Origin of the sequence: Bacteroides faecium (genome assembly GCF_012113595.1) — a bacterium.
GTDB lineage: Bacteria > Bacteroidota > Bacteroidia > Bacteroidales > Bacteroidaceae > Bacteroides > Bacteroides faecium.
Genome location: NZ_CP050831.1, coordinates 2,159,233 through 2,179,481, shown reverse-complemented (window position 1 = coordinate 2,179,481; position 20,249 = coordinate 2,159,233). Strand labels below are relative to the sequence as shown.

At 39.6% G+C, this 20,249-nt stretch carries 14 protein-coding genes and 1 tRNA gene; 1 reads left to right on the top strand and 14 read right to left on the bottom strand.

The window, feature by feature from the left end:
* Positions 1-85: 85 nt before the first annotated feature.
* The 6 genes from BacF7301_RS07600 to BacF7301_RS07575 form a co-directional block, all read right to left on the bottom strand.
* The gene (locus tag BacF7301_RS07600; RefSeq protein WP_167961688.1) at positions 86-397 is read right to left on the bottom strand and encodes a helix-turn-helix domain-containing protein; all 312 of its coding nucleotides are present in this window, start codon (positions 395-397) and stop codon (positions 86-88) included.
* Positions 394-759 carry a type II toxin-antitoxin system RelE/ParE family toxin gene (locus BacF7301_RS07595; RefSeq protein WP_167961686.1) on the bottom strand — a complete coding sequence of 122 codons (366 nt, stop codon included), beginning with the start codon at positions 757-759 and terminating at the stop codon, positions 394-396. Before BacF7301_RS07595 ends, BacF7301_RS07600 begins: the two co-directional genes overlap by 4 nt.
* A gap of 203 nt (positions 760-962) precedes the next feature.
* Positions 963-3,233, bottom strand: a complete 2,271-nt coding sequence (locus BacF7301_RS07590; protein WP_167961684.1) for a GH92 family glycosyl hydrolase — start codon at positions 3,231-3,233, stop codon at positions 963-965.
* 152 nt (positions 3,234-3,385) lie between these two features.
* A complete protein-coding gene (locus BacF7301_RS07585; RefSeq protein WP_167961682.1) occupies positions 3,386-4,057 on the bottom strand; it encodes an RluA family pseudouridine synthase in 672 nt (223 codons plus the stop codon).
* 9 nt (positions 4,058-4,066) lie between these two features.
* Positions 4,067-4,813, bottom strand: coding sequence for a 3-oxoacyl-[acyl-carrier-protein] reductase (fabG, locus tag BacF7301_RS07580; protein ID WP_004299904.1), 747 nt, complete (start codon positions 4,811-4,813; stop codon positions 4,067-4,069).
* A 16-nt stretch (positions 4,814-4,829) separates the two neighbouring features.
* Positions 4,830-5,420: a TetR/AcrR family transcriptional regulator gene (locus tag BacF7301_RS07575; protein ID WP_167961680.1), complete on the bottom strand. Its 591-nt coding sequence runs from the start codon at positions 5,418-5,420 to the stop codon at positions 4,830-4,832.
* A gap of 237 nt (positions 5,421-5,657) precedes the next feature.
* On the opposite strand from BacF7301_RS07575, the gene BacF7301_RS07570 reads away from it, so the two are divergent.
* Positions 5,658-5,730, top strand: a tRNA-Met gene (locus tag BacF7301_RS07570).
* A 181-nt stretch (positions 5,731-5,911) separates the two neighbouring features.
* Here BacF7301_RS07570 and BacF7301_RS07565 read toward each other — a convergent pair.
* The 8 genes from BacF7301_RS07565 to BacF7301_RS07530 all read right to left on the bottom strand — a co-directional run bounded on the left by BacF7301_RS07565 (position 5,912) and on the right by BacF7301_RS07530 (position 20,248).
* The gene (locus BacF7301_RS07565; protein ID WP_167961678.1) at positions 5,912-7,183 is read right to left on the bottom strand and encodes a glycoside hydrolase family 88 protein; all 1,272 of its coding nucleotides are present in this window, start codon (positions 7,181-7,183) and stop codon (positions 5,912-5,914) included.
* A 12-nt stretch (positions 7,184-7,195) separates the two neighbouring features.
* Complete coding sequence (locus tag BacF7301_RS07560; RefSeq protein ID WP_245208461.1) at positions 7,196-9,613, bottom strand: alginate lyase family protein; 2,418 nt, start codon at positions 9,611-9,613, stop codon at positions 7,196-7,198.
* 2 nt (positions 9,614-9,615) lie between these two features.
* Positions 9,616-10,875: an alginate lyase family protein gene (locus BacF7301_RS07555; RefSeq protein WP_167961674.1), complete on the bottom strand. Its 1,260-nt coding sequence runs from the start codon at positions 10,873-10,875 to the stop codon at positions 9,616-9,618.
* Between the two features lie 8 nt (positions 10,876-10,883).
* Positions 10,884-13,355: a hypothetical protein gene (locus BacF7301_RS07550; protein ID WP_167961672.1), complete on the bottom strand. Its 2,472-nt coding sequence runs from the start codon at positions 13,353-13,355 to the stop codon at positions 10,884-10,886.
* 41 nt (positions 13,356-13,396) lie between these two features.
* A complete protein-coding gene (locus tag BacF7301_RS07545) occupies positions 13,397-15,082 on the bottom strand; it encodes a RagB/SusD family nutrient uptake outer membrane protein (RefSeq protein ID WP_167961670.1) in 1,686 nt (561 codons plus the stop codon).
* 13 nt (positions 15,083-15,095) lie between these two features.
* Positions 15,096-18,401: a SusC/RagA family TonB-linked outer membrane protein gene (locus BacF7301_RS07540; protein WP_209319512.1), complete on the bottom strand. Its 3,306-nt coding sequence runs from the start codon at positions 18,399-18,401 to the stop codon at positions 15,096-15,098.
* Positions 18,402-18,626: 225 nt separating this feature from the next.
* Positions 18,627-19,604 (bottom strand): FecR family protein, encoded by a 978-nt coding sequence (locus tag BacF7301_RS07535; protein WP_167961668.1) that lies wholly within the window; start codon positions 19,602-19,604, stop codon positions 18,627-18,629.
* An 80-nt stretch (positions 19,605-19,684) separates the two neighbouring features.
* Positions 19,685-20,248 (bottom strand): RNA polymerase sigma-70 factor, encoded by a 564-nt coding sequence (locus BacF7301_RS07530; protein WP_167961666.1) that lies wholly within the window; start codon positions 20,246-20,248, stop codon positions 19,685-19,687.
* Between the last annotated feature and the right edge of the window lies 1 nt (position 20,249).

Genomic DNA, 20,249 nt, shown 5'->3' with positions numbered 1-20,249 from the left:
AATCCTGCTTTCATCCCTATTCACAAGAAAGAATAGAATTTGAAAACAGGATTTACTTTTTGATTCTCAAACAGGAATCGGTCAATCACAAAAATGTAGGAGTAAACTCAATGCCCAAAGCACGAGCAATGCGGAAAAAGCTTGAAATCTGAATATCAGTTTCTCCTTTTTCCACACGGGCAATATAGCTTCTTGCCGTACCGACTTTCTCTGCCAATTCCTGTTGGGTAATCTTTAGCTGTTTCCGACGGTCACGTAATATCTCACCGTAATACCATGTCACAGACTTCTCATGAAAAGCTGTACGGGATTCTGTTCCAACTTCTCCATATTTCTCATCCAATAGTTCACCTGCTGTTTGCAGCTTTGCTAATTTCTTTTCATCTAATTTTCTCATAATTCAAAGTCTTCTAATATCCGTTTCGCAATCTTTATTTGTTTACTATAATCTTTCGTGGATTTCTTTAGAAAGCCATTCAAAAGCAGTATTTTCTTTGAAAGAATAATATTATCATTGTCAACAGCAAAGAGAATTGTTCGATACTCATTGGTACTAACCGATACTCGCATCTCGTATAAATCTGTCCCCTCTAAATGTTTCACAAACTTCGTACTAAGTATGTATTCTGTTCTAATAATATCCATTGTGTGCTCAAACTTAGTCTTTATTTTGTCTTGCAGACTATTGTAAAACTCCAGAAATTCTTCAGAGAAATACAGTTCACGTATATCGCTATCCTTTTTGCTTGTTACTTCCATTCTACAAATGTAACTAATTAGAGACATTCAAGCAAGTTATGTACAAACTCTTTGCACATATTTAACGCTATTCACTATTCTATTGTTTCCATTAATAACATTCAGCCCCCTTCTATAAAACCTGTTAGTCTTATGGAAGAGGGCTGAAAACTACGTTCAAACAACTATCTGAATCCTATTACCTATTGAAAACTATTTTCTTCTTATTCATTTATCTTATTCAAAACAACCGGTCTGTTTGCCGGAGCCTTGCCGAAATTCTTATTCGGTTTCTTTCCCATCACAAACTTCAAAGTACTGCCATTGATAATATCATCGTATGTGATATAACTCTTATTATAAGGCTTATCGTTCAAATAAACTTTCTGGATATAAATATTCTCTTTATTATTATCAGGAGCTTCTACTATAAATGTCTTGCCACCACGTACCTTCATTTCGACTTTCTTAAAACATGGGCTGCCGAAAACAAATACACCGTCCGACGGATTCACTTGGTAAAGTCCCATAGATGAAAGAAGATACCAGGCGGACATTTGACCGCAGTCTTCATTGCCTATGATTCCATCCGGTTGGTCTGTATAAAATTCATCCATGATGAAACGAACTTTCTCCGCCGTTTTCCATTGTTCACCGGCATATGCATACAAGTAGGCGACGTGATGGCTCGGTTCATTGCCATGTGCGTACTGCCCGATAAGTCCGGTAATATCACTGGATGCGCCTTCGCCCATGCTGTCATTGTTGGTGAAGAAGTTATCAAGTTTTGCGACAAACGGTTTGTCACCGCCGAATAAACCGATTAGTCCATATGGGTCTTGCGGAGCAAAGAATGTATATTGCCAGCCGTTGCCTTCGCAGAAATCTCCGATGGTATGGATGGAACGTGCCGGGTCATAAGGAGTGCGCCAAGAACCGTCTTCCAACTTCGGACGAATGAAGTGGATAGAAGAGTCGAAGTAATTCTTATAGTAATGTGCACGTTTTGCGTAAGTTGCCGCATCTCCGGTCTTTCCCATTTTGCGCGCCATAGCGGCAATGCCCCAGTCATCTACTGCATATTCCATGGCTATCGAGGTAGCTTCATGAACTTTGTCGGCAGGGATATATTCTTTTTCCAATACATAAGGGATGCCTTTCTGTTTCTCATAGGTGGCAGTCGCTTTCATTGCCTGCAATGCTTCTTCCGCATCGAATCCGGTAAATCCTTTCAGATAGGCATCAGCAATCACCGGAACAGAGCTGTAACCCGGCATACAATTTGTTTCGCCACTCATTAAAGGCCAGATAGGAAGTTTGTCCTGCTGACGGTAGATGGAAAGCATGGAGTTGACTACGTCGTCCACCATTTCAGGCTGGATGATAGTCATCAAGGGATGCAAGGCACGGTAGGTATCCCATAAAGAAAGGGTGGTATAGTTGGCTTTCTTCGGGTCAGTGTAAATCATATCATTCATACCTCTGTATTCTCCGTTTACGTCGCAATAGAGCGTAGGAGCAATCATGGTATGATAATGTGCGGTATAGAAAATACGTTTGGCAGATTCGTTGTCCGTTTCGACGCTCATTCTTGCAAGTTCTTTATTCCATCGGTCGGCACTCATCCTTACTATTTTATCAAAGTCCCAGTGGAAAAGTTCTTCTTGCAGGTTCATGGCGGCGTTGGCACAGCTAACGGAAGAAATAGCTACTTTAACCTTTACTTCTTTTACATTGCCGAAAGTGAGAACGCTTTTCACGGATGCTACTTTCAGTTGGTCCCAAGGTTTCGGGGTGTTGTCATCGTAGGCAGTAAACTGCTCTATTTTCTTGTCACTCTTCAGTACAAAATAAACTTTTCGAGAAGGGCTCCAGCCTCTTACGTAGCGGTAACCTTCTACTGTGTAGTCGTCTATTTTACGGATATAACTATCGTAGGCGTTCGAGCCGTTCCCTTCACGCAAGTCAATCAATATAGAAGCAGGTTTGCCTTCGGGATAGGTATAACGATGAAAGCCTACCCGGTCTGTCGCTGTCAGTTCCGCCTTGATATTGTAGCGGTCGAGAAGTAAAGAGTAATATTCGGGACGGGCTATCTCGTTGTCGTGCGAATAACGGGAAGCATAACCGTCGCGTATATCATCCTGATTGCCTCTGGGAGTGCGGATTTCATTCAACGGCATAATGAGAATATCGCCCAAATCGGTACATCCCGTACCGCTCAGATGGGTATGGGAGAAACCTATCAGAATGCTGTCGGAGTAATGATAACCAGAGCACCAGTCCCAGCCTTTATGGATATTGTTAGGGCCAAGCTGCACCATGCCGTAAGGAACACTCGTCCCTACAAATACATGACCATGATAGCCGGAGCCGATATAAGGGTCGACATACTGAAGCAGTCCTTCACTCTTTGAATAATCCCGTTGTGCAACTCCGTTTCCCGCCGCAAGCAAAAAGCAGGAAGTAAGTGCGAGTAGTTTAAATGCCTTCATTCGTATTTTTCTTTGGTAGATTTGAATATAGTAATTAGCGAATGATGCAAATATAATATGTATAATGGAATTTACCGGCTGTCGCTAGAATTAACAGGAAGAATGGCAGGCAGATTTACCCTTTTGGCAAAAAGAAAAAGGATTTGCACTGATTAAAACAGTTCAAATCCTTTCCATAAGTTTCCATCGGGAAGAGGAGCTTCAAGCTCTATCAGCTCTTTCGAGACGGGATGTACGAACCGTACTCGCCGGGCATGCAGACAAATGCTTCCATCAGGATTGGAGCGTGGAGAGCCATATTTCAAGTCTCCCTTGATGGGGCATCCCATCTTTGCCAGTTGGCAGCGAATCTGATGATGGCGTCCGGTTTTCAAGTCAACTTCGAGCAGGAAATAATTCTCTGAACGGCCTATTAAACGGTAGTCTAAAATCGCCTTCTTGCTATTCGGGACTTCTTTATCGTACGCATAGCTCTTGTTCTGCTTTTCATTACGCACAAGGAAATGTACCAGTTCGCCTTCCGGTTCTTTCGGAGCGTTCTTCACCACTGCCCAGTAGGTCTTCTTCACCTCACTGGTGCGGAACATTTCATTGAGACGCGTAAGCGCCTTGCTCGTTTTGGCGAATATAACAAGACCGCTTACGGGGCGGTCCAGCCGGTGTGTTACACCGATGAAAACATTGCCGGGTTTCTGATACTTCTCTTTCAAGTACTGTTTCACAGTCTCCGAAAGCGGCGTATCGCCCGTCTTGTCTGCCTGGACAATCTCGGAAGCGGTCTTGTTGACTACAATGATATGGTTGTCTTCGTATACAACAGTCATTCTGTTCGATTACATATTCATACCACCATCTACCTGAATCACCTGTCCTGATACGTAAGAAGACATATCGGAAGCGAGGAAGGTAGCGATGTTTGCCACATCTTCAGGAGTACCGCCACGACGCAAAGGAATTTTCTTTGCCCATTCAGCTCTAACTTCGTCAGAGAGAGCGGCAGTCATGTCTGTCAGGATGAATCCCGGAGCGATAGCGTTGGCACGGATGCCACGAGAGCCGAGTTCCTGAGCGATAGACTTCGCCAATGCAATCATACCGGCTTTGGAAGCTGCGTAGTTAGCTTGTCCCGCATTACCGTGAACACCTACCACGGATGCCATATTGATAATGCTACCTGCTTTCTGACGCATCATGATAGGCGTGCAAGCGTGGATGAAGTTGAATGCAGACTTCAGGTTCACGTTGATTACCATATCCCACTGCTGTTCGCTCATACGCATCATCAAACCGTCACGAGTGATACCGGCATTGTTTACCAGAATATCAATGCGTCCGAAGTCCTTATGGATTTCTTCTACGACTTTTGCTGTATCTTCAAAGTTAGCCGCGTTGGAAGCGTAACCTTTGGCTTTCACACCCATTGCTTCAAGTTCTTTGGCTGTATTTTCTGCATTTTCGTCAATGACAAGGTCAGTAAATGCGATGTTTGCGCCTTCGGCAGCAAACTTCAGAGCGATAGCCTTACCAATACCGCGGGCAGCACCGGTTACAATGGCTGTTTTTCCGTCTAATAATCCCATACTAAAAGTTATTTAATTAAATTTCTGTTCTATGCAGTGCGCCAAACACAATGTTGGACACATATCTGTTTCTCGTATCTTCATCCAGATGCGCGCCTATATGACCACGGATATAAGGTACTTCAATTCCCTTCACGCAATAATGTATCAAATCGGCAGTCATCTCTACATCGTCAATGTGGAAAACTCCTTTAGCCTGTCCTTCCAGAAGAACCGCCTTAAAGAGCTGCATCTCCTTTGCATCGAATTTCTTACGCACCTTCTCTACCCGCCATATGTCACGGAAGAAGTTGGCACGCAACGTCCCGTTCCGGTAGACGACTTCTTTTACCGCATCCAGCCGGGTATATATCAGTTCCAACAGTTTTTCATCCGGAGAGATATTCTTTTCCGACACCCGCTTCATCATATCCGACAGGATATCCAGTTCCGATTCTACAACAGCCAGATAAATTTCATCCTTACTTTTAAAATAGGTATATAGAGTTCTTCTACCCTTTTTAGAAGCAAGAGCGATATCGTTCATAGTCGTGTTCTCTACTCCCATCTTCGCAAAAAGCTGACGGGCAACATCTACTAATTTGGCTTTTGTCTTGGATACGGTCATAGGTTACAAATTGCACATTGCTGAATATTTTGAGCAAAAGTAATTCTTTTCTTTAGACCATACAAGAAAACAGAGAGAATATTAACATTTGTATATTAATAGGTACTAAAAAAAAGTTCCAATATTACCCTACTCATTTTCAGTCATATAAGAGAAAAAGGGAAATTTATTAGAAAAATATTCTGCAAATAATTTGTGTATTCCAAATAAAGCCGTACCTTTGCACCCGTTAAACATCGCGGAGTGGAGCAGTTGGTAGCTCGTTGGGCTCATAACCCAAAGGTCATTCGTTCGAGTCGGATCTCCGCAACTAAGATAAGAAGAATCGCAGAAATGCGGTTCTTCTTTTTTATGGCGACTCTTCTTTACTAGCGTTATTCACAAGCTATTTCAATTATCAACAAGGATATCAACAAAGTTATTAACAAGTTAATTTATTAGTAATAAGCATATTAATCATATTCGATCATTTTCTATCAACAAGGCATGGTTTAGTTATTCACAGCTCCTGTTCTCGTTGAAAACAAATCCGAAGAGAGCATTCTAGTATTATACCTGATCAATGCTTCCAAGAAATAATAATCAGCATATATTAATGGCACATCCACTTCGTTATTCCCAGGAAGATTACCAACACTATGTTTTAAAATAAAATTGTGGTTCTCATTTTCTTTCGCTCTATAATAATCTGTACTTAGGTTATTTAATATTTTTATGGCTGCACTGTAATAAGTTTGTTTCTTATCTACATCAGAAACATAACCACACAATTCAAATAAAGCAGAAGCTACAATACATGCTGCCGAAACATCACGGGGAATCATACTATAATCACGGGGATTGTATTCAAAATCAGGATTAAATCCTTCCTCACCGACATTAAAATCCCAATATGGGATACCATCATCGGGAAGACTTTTATGATTCAGAAAAAAGTCAGCCATATTTATAGCAGTCCGTAGAAAACGTTCATCTCTAGTATATCTATAAACCATAGTAAACGAATAAACTCCCCATGCCTGTCCACGAGCCCAAGTAGAATTATCTGCAAACCCTTGAGCTGTCTGTCGGTGTAATACATCTCCAGTGTCGGGATCATAGTTTACTACATGATAACAACTAAAGTCCGCCCGAATCTGATTCTTCATCGTTTTCTCGGCATGACTTACCGCTATATTCCAATATATAGAATCGTTGGTAGCCTGAGTGGCCCAAAATAATAATTCCAAATTCATCATATTATCAATTATCACAGGGTATTTCCAAGTATTTTTTCCCCCAACCGACATTCTTGCATTCCACGATTGGATGCACCCTACATTATATGAGTACCGCTTACATAACGACTTGGCAGATTGAACAAGTATAGGAATATATTCAGGATTAGCAGTCAGACGAAAACCATTGCCATAGCTGCAATACATCATAAATCCGACATCATGATGCCCTACAAAATACTGAATATCCTTCAGACTATCAGTCCATTTCATTGCTTCATCTTTCCAACTATTATTCTTTGTATACTCATACAAATACCATAATGCACCCGGCCAAAAACCAGACGTCCAGTCTTCAGCCGGCACGCACCACAATCTATCTTGTTTCACCGTACGAGGAAAACAATTTATATCCATAGCTTTATTTAGCATATTCCAGTATTGACTTTCTGCCAGTTCAAAATTCTTTTTTACCATAACCTGGCATTTACCTTCCCATATAATGGCAAAAAAAGCCAAAAATATAATCGTCAGTTTTATTTTCATACATTCTGTTTTTTACTTTCGTTCATTAAACAATGGAAACATCAAAGGTTGCACAGTTTTTTCTTCTTTCTTCTCCGAGATCCTGATCCATTCCCCAGGTTTTATTACAAATTCTTTTGGGAACGGTTTACGAATTATAATCCCAAATTCTTCTTTTCCTGCATTCAATACAATAATAGAATCACCAGTTTGTTGCAACACAACATCTGCCGGGCTAGAGAAATGAAAAGCAAATATCTTATCATGATAGTCTGAAGCTCCCCATATTCCTACATTTACAGAATTAACATACACCTGGCTCTGCCTTATGACTATCCCTTTAGCATTTACACTAACATCACCCACCAGAGCTGATTGATAACCGAACACTGACTGATTATTCTTTTTATCCAATACTACCTCTGCAATCTCTTCATCTGTAAAAATTCTCCGTCCCCAAATTAGACGTTCTGAACTAATATCTATATTTTCCGTATCAAACCTTGGTTTTTTATTCTTATACGGATATAAGAATGTAGAAAAAGCTGCCGGAACCTCCTGCTTTTTACGAAAACGCACCGTTGGAATAGGCCGGTGTTCTATGGGATACCAACCTAATAAAGGATTCTTCTGCCCTTGTATTATTTCCGTTTGCAAGTTTTCTTTGTCTATTGCATATATACCGATTTGTATGCTATCGTTGCGTTCACTATGCACAGAATGACCGTCCGGATTCAATATGGCCGCCGGAGCATCAAGATGAAAATGCGCATCGAATACATGTTCTCCGTTACCCTCCAGTTGATCAATAATCAAAGCGTAATAAGGTTTAAGATACAATACGTTCCGGATATGAGTCACTGTTGTATCCCGATCATCCAACCACATTTGGGGCTGGTAACTTTTCTTCGGATTATATACGTTAGTCACATATCCGTCAGTATAGCTAGAGGAAACATAATCAAATAAAGGTGTTGTGCAAAAAAAATTGTCTACCGGAGAATAGATTTCAGGAATTACCTTCTTTCGATATTGCCATTTCCCATCTACTATAATAGTATTGTGTGAAGGAGTATTAATTGAAAAGCGTCTCCAATCAGACTGATCATAAGGATATTTCCCCGGATCAAACAATAAGTTTTTTCCCCATGCCTTTAGCACAATCTGTAACTTCTCCTGTTCAGCGTGACCAATCCCCTGCGGTCCTCCTCTAAAGAATAAAAACATACCATTATCCTTCCAGCCACTCCGCATCATATAAAATCCTGCATGATTCAGATATGTTGTAGCAGGCAGCTCTTCACCTTCCTCCCCATCTGAGACGATCCATGCCAATACCGGATCATATCCAATCTTCAAACCTTCTTTTGATATTTCTTTAATATTTTTCAGACTGGAGTCATTGGTCCTCACATGATCTCCCCATTGATCCATAAGTAAAACCGGTGCCCGATACATATCCAGTAATCTGGATGTAAATGCCTCAGGCAGTCTGATGTCGTTTATTTTAGCAATATCATATAATTGCTTATAGGTAGCAACCACCCCATAATGATAACTAGGCGATAGTTCAGCCTGCAAACCATCAGGGGGCACTACTCTTTTAATTTCATTCATATAGCGGCCAATCGCGATTACACGCCATTCTTCTGATTTTTCAAATTCCTGAAATACACAGCCAATAGTATATAATGCAGCACACTCTGTCGTCACATGGTTTCCCGTACGAGCAGCATCTTTTAATAGTGTATTTTTAAGATGCTCTGCATGTTCATAAATCAACTTCAAATAAAGTACATTGTCTTCTGCTGTAAACAGTACAGAATTTCGAAATGTCAGATATGCATTAAGCCATGTTCGTATTCTTATTGCTGTATCCAGACTTCTCCAGACAGGCTTCACGGACAAAGGATTATCCTTGGCAAAGTCATACATAAACCAAATCCACTTCTTCAAATACTTTTCGTTACCCGTCTTTTGATATGCTACTACAAGTTTATTCAAAAAGTTGATACGAGACACGCAAGCATGAGTCCATTCAATTGCATAATTGGGATCACTACTCTTTCTCGGATTAAACAACCAGTCGAAATGTTCTCCCATATATACCTGCCCTTGTACATAAGGCCGTTTGACGTTTATATCATCACAAATATAATGCATACAAACACTGTCAGCCGATATATCTGTTTCGTTTGACACCCGCCCTGCAACAAACGGCTCTTTGAACCATTTACCTGTATCAGCCAACCTTTTATATTGCAACAAAAAAACTTTAGCGGAAGAATAATCCTTTTTTTCCACACCGCCTCTCACATTCTCCAGCCCCGGCATATCAAGTCTGAGCGAACTAAAGAACAGAGAATCGGAGCACAGCCAATCATGACCAGATATTTTGCAAGGGAGAAAACCTCCCATGCAAAATATCAGAACCAACATTTTTTTTCTCATTTTCACAAGTTAGGATATTTAGACATCTTACGATCGGTCACTCTCATTAACGTTGCAAAACTCCATCCATGATGAGACACCCTGTTCCCTTTATATCCTCCAAGTACAGGTTGAAAACTACCGACAAATGATTTATATTCATCGTTAAAATAATCATTCATAGCCTCATACAAATCTGTAGGAGCATCTTTACTTCTTACCTTATCTGTTGCAAAAGTCCAATGCGGCCACTCCGTACGATGCAACTCATAATAAAGCAAATAATCCAATGCCTTTTTTAACGATTTCTCTCCAGACTGCCATGCAAACAAGTTCACTCCAATCGTGTTATATGCCAATTGAGCTGATAATGTAATAGGCGTCAGTGCATAATAAGTATACCATAATCCATTCGCTTCTCTTCTTGTTTCATTGGGCATCGCTCCGTCTGCCGATATACATTTCGGAAGACGTGCCGGTATTCTATCAAGTTCCTCCTTTACTTTATCGTTCACTTCTAATATATGATAGGCCATAGCAGTGGCAAAAAGCCCCCAGTCTCCCCAATTATTAGATTTGGTTCTGATTAGTCGGAATGATTGCGGCAAAGCCACCGTTTGTATCCATGTCTTGAACGCGGTCTTTTCTGCAACAGTCCAAATCTCCTGTCCCAGCAACAAATCGGCGGCAATCATCATCTGTGAAATCAGATTTGCAGCAGTGAGTGCTGTTCCGGTAGCATTTCCGTCTTTATCATTTTCTGTTATCGTCGTATTTATCGTAGCCCATGCATTCAGGAAATAGATAGCCTTATTTCCATATTTCTCCTTGCCGGTCAATGCGTATGCCAAAGCATTGGCATACGCCGCATGACTATCAAGCGCCAGTCCCTGTTTGGCATCAATATTCTCATCCTGACCATCATAAAAAGCAGGAGTATGAAAATCTGCCACAGCTTCATGTTCTCTGTCCTGATAAGAATCGGCCAACTCGATAAGCTTATTATAAGCACTTTTCCAAGGTTCCTCTTTTTTATTGATTTGTCCGGCAACAAACTCGATCTGAGCCTGTGTATGGAATCTGGGAAATTGCGAACTTTGGGAGACTGGTACCACCAAATCACCCTCTTCCGGCTCTCCGGGCTGTTCCGGTTCATCCGGTTCGGGTTCTTTAGCATTTGCATACTCTTCTATCACAGGAACCTGAAATTCAGTACAAGATTCGAAACTAAACGATAACGCTACAACGAGTAGTATATTAATATAAAAATAGATTGCTTTCATATGCCGTATTATTTATAAGTTAAAAATGTAGTTGCTTTACAGCTTTTATTTACAGAAAAACGTATCCAACGTGCCTGGAAACTATCCGGAAAATTAAAGTTCAACGATTCGCCTGCCTTCACATTTATCTTTTTATAGGTGATCCATTCTCCGTGTCCGATAGGATTTACTTCTAAAGTAAACGTCACATCATCACTCTGATCATGCGAAAGAACCAATTCTTTTTTATCATAGAATCCGATTAAATAAGGATCAGAAAACTCCTCCGCACTCACTTGTGTATTTTTCCATGGTCCACCATGTCCAACCGGTTTGCCCAGTGTCCAAAGATCATCTATCGTTCCGGCCCATAACATTGCCTTACCATCAGACGAACGTATGATATGAGAATTATGTTGAATTTCATCCGGATTTAATCCGGTCATAACCAATAACCCTCGGTATGATGCATAATCATGAATACGGAAATTATGAGAAGATACAGGACGTATTTTAGCAAATCCATCTGCATTCTCTGCCGGCAATTCAAAAAACGTTCCCATACAGTTAAACAGATCACGTTCTGTTGCCACCTCACGACAAATACGCAAAGTTCCAGCATCAGTCAACGGTTTATAAGCCTCATTACCCAAAGGCAGACGCCAACGTCGATTATTATCATCCACAATGAGTACGGACGTTTCTTCAATAGAAATCACATTTTGAGGTATAGCAAAACGGGTACGGATAAATACCTCGGTTTTCACATCCTCTTTCTTTTCTAAACTCATATTACCGTCCAGCTCATAATATCCCGATTCCACAAATTTATCCCCATGAAACGTTCCGGCTAATACACCTAATGCCCTACGATCATCCCCTAAACCATATAAAAGAGCTCCGGCAGACGTCTTATCATTTACACCTGAAATCCCCTTGAAAGTTTCGATATTTTCTATACTCCGTTCATTATCTGTATATGCAAATTCCAAACTCAATATTGCTGATTTATCAGGAGTGGCACGTATCCACTCTCCCTTTTCCGAATCTGCAAATTCAATAAAAACAGACTGTCCGGCAGATACATGAACCGTTTTTAGCCTCTGCCATTGATTATTTCCGTTCTCATCTACTTCTAATAATATATTTACAGAAGCTTTTCCCGAGTTTCTAAGCCATGCGCAACGTTTTCCCCAACCTGCAAATAAAAAAGGCTCTGAAGCTTCGCCACTCTTCACTGAATCATCAATCCAGACCGCACCTATTGCGGTTGTACTACCCAGATTATCAGGTTTATCTACATCAGTAAACCATAGATTAGAATTTGACTGCCCGGGACCTTCAACATCTCCTTTCACTTTACGTTTATTTAGAAATTCCTTATGTGCAGAATCATCACAACCAAATACAAGCCGATCGTTCCAACGCGTAAAATCTCCAACAACTTTCAAATAAGCCGACCGAGGGCGTATACCTGCTGTTTGATCCGCAGAAAATGTTTTAGGAAAACGCCAGAACATACCATGCATAGTCATTAAATAATCGGGGTTATCACCAGTTCCTACATTTCTTATTCTTGGCCATTCAGTATTCCAACCATGTGCGCCATCATAACTATTGCTTGCCTTTGGCAAACGATAAAATGACCATGCACCTTTATCTCTCACTCCAACCAATATAGAACGAGCATCCCAGCCTGTCACCCAAATCGGATCAGTCTCCGGATTGGTATTACCATAAATACCTCCAGGGCCGCTTACTTCAGTAAACTGATTACGACGAACCAGCTTCCAGTTTTCTCCATTCCATTCAGATAATGCCCCGGAAGTAAGATTGAAATCAGTTAATGCTCTTTCATCCGCTTCTCCATTATTTGAATAAACCACTACTCCTTGTCCCGAATAGAATCCTTTTCCATGCGCTCCCGGTAATAATGGATTAGGTTTATTGGCTTTTGTATCATCTTCATGCGCATTCATCACATTTCCATCCACATATAAGGTTTTCATCGCCAAGGTGTTTACATCGACTTCATAAAACCCCTCCTCCATTGTAGCGATATACAGTTTATTAGCCGGGTCTGACAAATGACGGGCAATTCCCGTATAGCGTCCCGGATATTCAGTCAGAGGAATTACTTTTACGTTACGCTCTTTATCTATGACATACGGACCTATAAACAATTGGTTGCTCTCTTTATGAATAAATCTGTTGGCGGGTGTACCGCCAATGCTTTCCTTCCTTGTAATTTGCTGCAAATCAGGAGTTATCTCATACAGTTTATCTGAAGATCCATAGGGCAAATGGGGGCCATAAGTTATTACCCATAAACGGTCTGCCCAATTTACAACAGCTCCCGTTCCACATTCTCCCTCATTATTATAATATGCCAAGTGAGGATAAATGCCACTGTAGCTGGAGAGCATAGGCTCATTCTGCTTACCGCTTCGACATCCGGTCAAAAGGTAAACTAAAAAAAATAAATAGATTATTCGTTTCATATCATTCACATAACTTTAATTGGAGAAAGACACTTTATCTGTTAATAATTAGGATTTTGACTTAAATTTGAGTTTATGAGAAGCTCACTACTGGGGATCGGCCATAAATACTGCCGTTCTTTGTTGAAACTTCTCGCTCCTAATATCTTGCAGTCATTAAGCATCGGAGTATAATCGGGAATACCATTTTCATCAATAGAAGGAATCCCCGGGAAGGGCCATTTCTTTCTATCCTGATTTACCGCATCAGGAATACCCAACACAGGCTTGGTCAATGCATCCTCTGCAATTCTCCAACGGATCAAATCCATATATCTCAAACCCTCCTTTACAAACTCAACCCTCCGTTCTCTTTTTATTATTGTACGAAGCTGATCCGCATTGGTCGTTACTACTTTGGGATAATCAGTAGCTTCTACAGTTGTCTTGTAAGCTCTAGCCCGAACTTTATTTATAGCTTCCAGAACTGATGAATCTATTTCTCCCAGCTCTATCTTAGCCTCAGCATATATTAACAGTATTTCGGCATAACGTACAATTATCAGATCAATATCATCCACCTTTCTGTCAGCCATCGTCTGATCATATCCTTTTTTCCAAACAAAGCCCGTATAGCTTGCATAAGAGTCTTTTCCTCTCGAGTCTTTATTATCAACTAGTTTATTGTCTTTATAGCTCCTCACTTGGAGAGTGTCCGGGTGGGGTTGATATCTGAATTGCAGCCAATCAGAACCATGTTTCACAACAGTCTCTACCAATCTCGGATCTCTGTTATCAAATGGTTTTTGAGGATTGTAAAGAGGAGATTTATCTATAGGCAATCCATCGGCACATTCGTAAGAATCTATAAGCTCCCGGGTAGGCATCACCGAACACGTAAATCCGGCTGTACGTGTGAGATAACGTCCCAATACCGTAGCTCCTGCATTCACTACCCCGTATGTTTCCGAGCGAGGATTACTCATTATTATTTCTTTATTATTTTGTCCTTCCGACAGAAACAACGTCCTGTAATCAGGATGTAATTGATAAATTCCTTTTTTCTCCAATTCCATAACTGCGCTCGCTGCATTCTTGGCTATTTCCCATTCGCCTGCATATAACGCGGTCCGTGCTTTTATTGCTAATGCAGCTCCTCTAGTAAACCGCTGCTGCTGATTAGCCGCATACGATTCCGGGAGATTGTCTGCTGCCCAACCTAACTCATCATATACAAAATCCAAGATTTCATCTTTTTTGGTTCTTCCCATTTTATACGAATCTTCCAGACTGGTATATTTGTCAAGAAAAGGTAAATCGCCAAAATGATTAACTAGCACAGCATATTGATATGCTCTTATAAAGCGAGCCTCAGCTTCAAGCCGGAGCATGATATCAGGATCAGTCTTGTCCTTAGCCTGATCTTTATAAAGCATAAAACTATTTACTCTCGCTATGGCTTTATAACTATTAGTCCACAAATCGGCAGAGCCTGTCCAATCACTGTTTATAGTCCCCGTCACCACAGCATTACTAATGGTTCGGGTAGTCATATTATCGGTCATCAATTCATCATCTACCGAATAAAAAGGAGAGCGGTATAAATCATTGATTGCCATCTCCAATTCTTGTTGATTAGAATAGAAGTTGCCGGTAGAAGACTCGGACAGTGGATTCAAATCCAAATTATTACATGACGCCAGAATCAATGCCATCATCCATACTGAAAATATTCTTATCTTTTCCATATTCATGTGTGTTTTAAAAATTAAGATTGAAGCCTCCCATAAAAGTAGTAACAATAGGATAACCAGTCGCAGACGATTCCGGGTCCCAACCCTTCGGATACTTATCTATGGATAATAAATCATTTACACTCACATAAACTCTTATATTTTTAATATATCGTTCTAACGTTTTTCCAACCGGTATTCTATATCCCACAGTTATGTTTTTTAATCGAAAATAGGAGCCATTTATCAACCAGAAATCTGACATCGTATAATTATTGGAAGCACCGGATGTCGACAAACGAGGATATCGGGCTGCAATATTCTGTTCTGCGGTATTATTGCGACTCCAGAACTTCCCATCAATAATTTTAGGAACATTGCCAATTCCTGACTCCATAAATGGCTGAACCTGAACATTGGATAGCCGGGACTTCATCTTTCCTACGCCTTGAAATGCCAGCGATATATCTAAATCTTTATATCCTAAAGAGATATTACCTCCATAAGTGTATCGAGGAAGAGAACCACCTAGCAACACCTTATCATAGTCTGATATTATCCCATCAGGAACCCCGTCAGGACCACTAATGTCTTCATAGCATATATCACCTATCTGAACTGATGAATTCATCTTCGGAAGATTATCCACTTGTTGCTGATTCTGATAAATTCCTTTTGCCCGATATCCATACCATTCGTCAAACTCTCCCCCCTCTATCTTTGCAAGGTTTCCTTTCTGTTGAGTACCTTTCAGATCATCAATTACGGTTTTGGCATCTGATATATTAAAAGCAACCGAATAGTTAAAATCTCCAACCTGTTCTCTCCATGATGCTTCCAATTCCCAACCTTTGGTACTTATTTCCCCAGCATTCTGATTAGGATTGGCATATCCCAAATAACTCGGAATATCCAATTGAAGAAGAATGTTTTTAGTTCGCTTTTTATAGTAGTCTGCTGTTATTTTTAATTTCTCATTAAAAAACATCATATCTACTCCGATATCATAAGATTCTGTCGTTTCCCATGTAATATCCTGAATAGCATACACCATCTGAGCCCCTGTTTTACTTGATACAATTTCACCATTTTGCCAGAAAAGGGCATCATTATGTGTTATTGCTGCCTGATACGGATAATCTCCTATTCTCTCATTCCCTACTTGTCCCCACGATCCTCTTAATTTAAGATAAGACAAAACAGGAATATTCTTCATAAACTTTTCTTCAGAGATAATCCACCCTGCAGAAAAAGAAGGAAAAAACGCCCATCTTGAATTTTTATGAAAACGGGAAGAACCATCGTACCGGGCATTTGCCTGGAGATAATATTTATTCTTATAATTATAATTGACACGTCCAAAATAAGATCGTAATGCCGACTCCGAAGCAGAACCACTATTATCTCTTAAATCTTCCGCCCCTAAATCAAGATATGGGAATTCTGTAATCAAAAAGCCTTCGCGTGACGCTTTCAATGATTCAGACTTTATCGTATTTTCTTCGTATCCCAACAAGAAATCAAAATTGTGCACTTTGGCAAATGTTTTTTTATAATTGGCTAAGAACTGCCCATTAAAAACAGTACCATCCGCTCTGGTTTCGTTTAGAACCGTTTTGGGACGACTAGTATACAGCACTCTGGAAGGATCACTCTTATCTGTGTATTCAACAACTTTGGCAAACGCCTTGAATTTATTGAAATTCAATGTAGGGGCAAGAACAGCTTTCAGTGACAATCCTTCCAATGGTTTGAAATCCAAAACAAAACGACCTACTAACTGATTGTATATTTTTTCATTTACTCCTCCTTCATTCACCTCTGCCAATATATTCGAACCATCTTTTCCGGGGGCATAACGACCATCATCATACTTGTCATCGTATATCCCCGGCATTACGCGAGCCATATAAGCCACACTTCTTGAAGAGATATAGCTATCTGCCGGAGATTTGTTGTTTGATCTTTTAAATGATACATCCAAATTTGCAGAAAGCATCTTATGTAAACGAATATCATTATTCACCCGGAACATATATCGTTTATAACCGCTATTAGCATACAATCCATCTATATCGACATATCCCAACGAAGCTTTCGTTTTCACTTTATCTGTTCCCATAGTCATCGTGAACTCATGCCGATGTCTGGGAGCCTGCTTTTTATAAATAACATCTTGCCAATCTGTAGCAGGATAAGTATCCGGATCCAGCAAATGGTTATTCCAATAACTGTTGATAAAGTCTGTTCCATAAATAGCAGACCCTCCATCATTCATCTGCCTTTCATCCACCAGTTGCATATATCGTACAACATCCACATATTCAGGCATCTCCGTAGGCTTTTCAATTCCAAACTCGTAGTTATAGTTGAAAGTAGCCTGACCGGATTTTGCCCGTTTTGTTGTGACCAATATAACCCCTGCTGCAGCACGGGAACCATATATAGAACTGGCAGCTGCATCTTTAAGAACTGAAATATTCTCTATATCATTGGGATTTATATTATTAATATCATCGGTTGGTATGCCATCAACTATAATCAGAGCATCATTATTGCCGATAGTCGTATTTCCACGTACTCGAATCGTACCACCACTACCCGGAGCTCCCGAACTACGAGTCACACTCAATCCGGCAACCGCTCCTTGTAATGCATTTGAAATCTGTACAGACTGTCGGTTCTCTATTAGTTCACCAGTAACAATTCCAACAGCACCGGTAAGGTCTTTCTTTGTACTTGTTCCATAACCAACGACCACCACCTCATTAAGAGTCATCGTATCATCAATCAGTTTTATATTCAAATGGCTCTTGTTCACAGTTATTATTTGTGATTTGAACCCGATGAAGGATACCTGAATAGAACTTCCTTGAGGAGCGTTAATAGTAAATCTCCCGTTTATATCTGTTATTGTACCTATTGATTGACCAATTACACTAACATTAGCGCCAATAACAGGTTCTCCGTTTTCATCGTTTACCATGCCTGTTATTTTCTGAGCTTGCTGCTGTACCTTATTTTTATCAGCCTTATCAACAGACAGCATTATATAATCATTCTTAAATTGATAGTTTATGTCCGTCTTTGCAAAAGCCGCATCCAGAAAACTAGAAACCTTTCCCGATATCTTTTGCATCACCACTGTACGATCTACATCTATTTCATGATTACTATATACCACCAGATAGTCCGTTTGTCTTTCTATTTCTGTTATCAACTGTCCAATAGACAAAGACTTGGAAGGAACTTTAATTATAGCATTTTGAGCTTCTGCATTTACCGCCATTAATTGGAAGGTATACACAAACAGGAAAAATAGTGAGATTTTCATAATTCTAAAATAATCTTTAATGCATTGATTTTGGACAATAAAGAGTAATAACAAAGGATTTATTTTCATATCTTTGTATAATGTAAAGTGAATACTAAATTGACTCTTGTGTTTACTTTTCATCCGGCGACAAATGGTGGTACATTTGTCGCTTTCATTTTTCTATAAGGCTAATATATTTATGTTTCCATGGTATGTATGATTTTAAAGATTAGACAATCGTTATTAGTTTAATGTAAAAGTATTCTTCTCTTTATCTTTGTTTATCTTAAAATGGTGAATCTGCTGTATAACTTTCAGTATCTCATCAATGCCATCTCTCTGCCTGAATTTACAAGTATATCTGATATTTCTCAACTGTTGACTAGAAACAACTATCTTTACATCATAATACAATTCGAGCTTCTTGGTTATATCAATCAGACGTTCATTATTAAAACTATATATTCCCTCCTTCCAAAGTAAAGCATCAGGAAATTCTATCAGATCAACAGTCATTTGTCCATTTCTTACTGTTACCTGTTCATTAGGTTTCAAAATTACTTTTTCTCTACCATCGTCACAGCTCACCTGTACCGCTCCTTCAATCAAACTCGTTCGGGTTAATCCCGTTTCAGGATAGCTATATACATTAAATTTAGTACCCAGCACTCGCATCTCTACATTTTGAGCAACTACATAGAATGGTTTCTTTTCATTCTTAGCTATCTCAAAAAAGGCTTCTCCTATAATCTGAACCTTGCGCTCCGTTCCCCAGAAATGTGAAGGGTAAATTAAAGTAGACTGTGCGTTAAGCCAAACGACACTTCCGTCTTGAAGAGTGATACAGGCACGTTGTCCTGCCGGTACATACAGTGTATTTGTTTCTGCTATAAGATTATCATTACTCAATCTTGAAGAGGTCCATAATGTCAGCCAACATGTAGAAACAATCAATAATACAACTGCTGCTGCATATTTCATTAACTTAAACAGGTATTGATGACGTTTTCTGTTTAAAACCCATTGTGTAAAATGACTGTATTTAACCTTCCCCTCTTCAACATTCTCCATGTACGAAGACAAGTTCATCAAAGCACGTATGTTTTGATACTCACTAAATTGTTTTTTTAAAATATCATCTTTCTCTATTTCTCGCAGAAGTTTTAATCTTTCAGCGATATCCAACTCGTTTTGAAAATATTTTAATATCCGTTCGTCCATCTTTTTTTTCTTCTAAGTTCATTATGTAAACGAGCCAAAAGAAAAAATCCGCCAAAAGAAAATCATTTTTTTTATTTCAATCACAAATAAAGTAGAAAAAGGAAGAGAGGAAAATAGTCTTTCAGTTCAGTTTTAAGTTTCTTGTAAGCGATACCCATTTGGGTTTCAACTGTATTAACAGATATGTTTAATTCCGCAGCAATTTCTTTTTGCTTTTTACCTTCAATTTTATTTTTTATAAAAATCTCCCTACATTTTTCGGGTAGTGCATCAATAGCCTTAGATAAAATTTGTTCTATACTTTTTTCCTCCAGAATATCCAAATCAAAATGCTCCAGCGAGTAGTACTTCACTTGTAAAGTAAGACGGTATTCTTCTTGTAGTTTATCTTCAATATCTCTTATTAATATTTTCCGGCGTAAGAAATCAATGCACCGATTCTTTATAGCAGTGAAAAGGTAAGCAATAATATTAATCGGCAGTTCCAGCATTTCTTTTCGCTCCCAAAGTTCAAGGAAAACATCTTGCACTATGTTTTCAGCGTCTTCATCCGAAAGAACATACTCTTGGGCAAAGTATTTCATTCTGGAAAAATAAGCAATATAAATCTGCTCAAAGTCAACATGTTGTTTTTCTGGTATCATT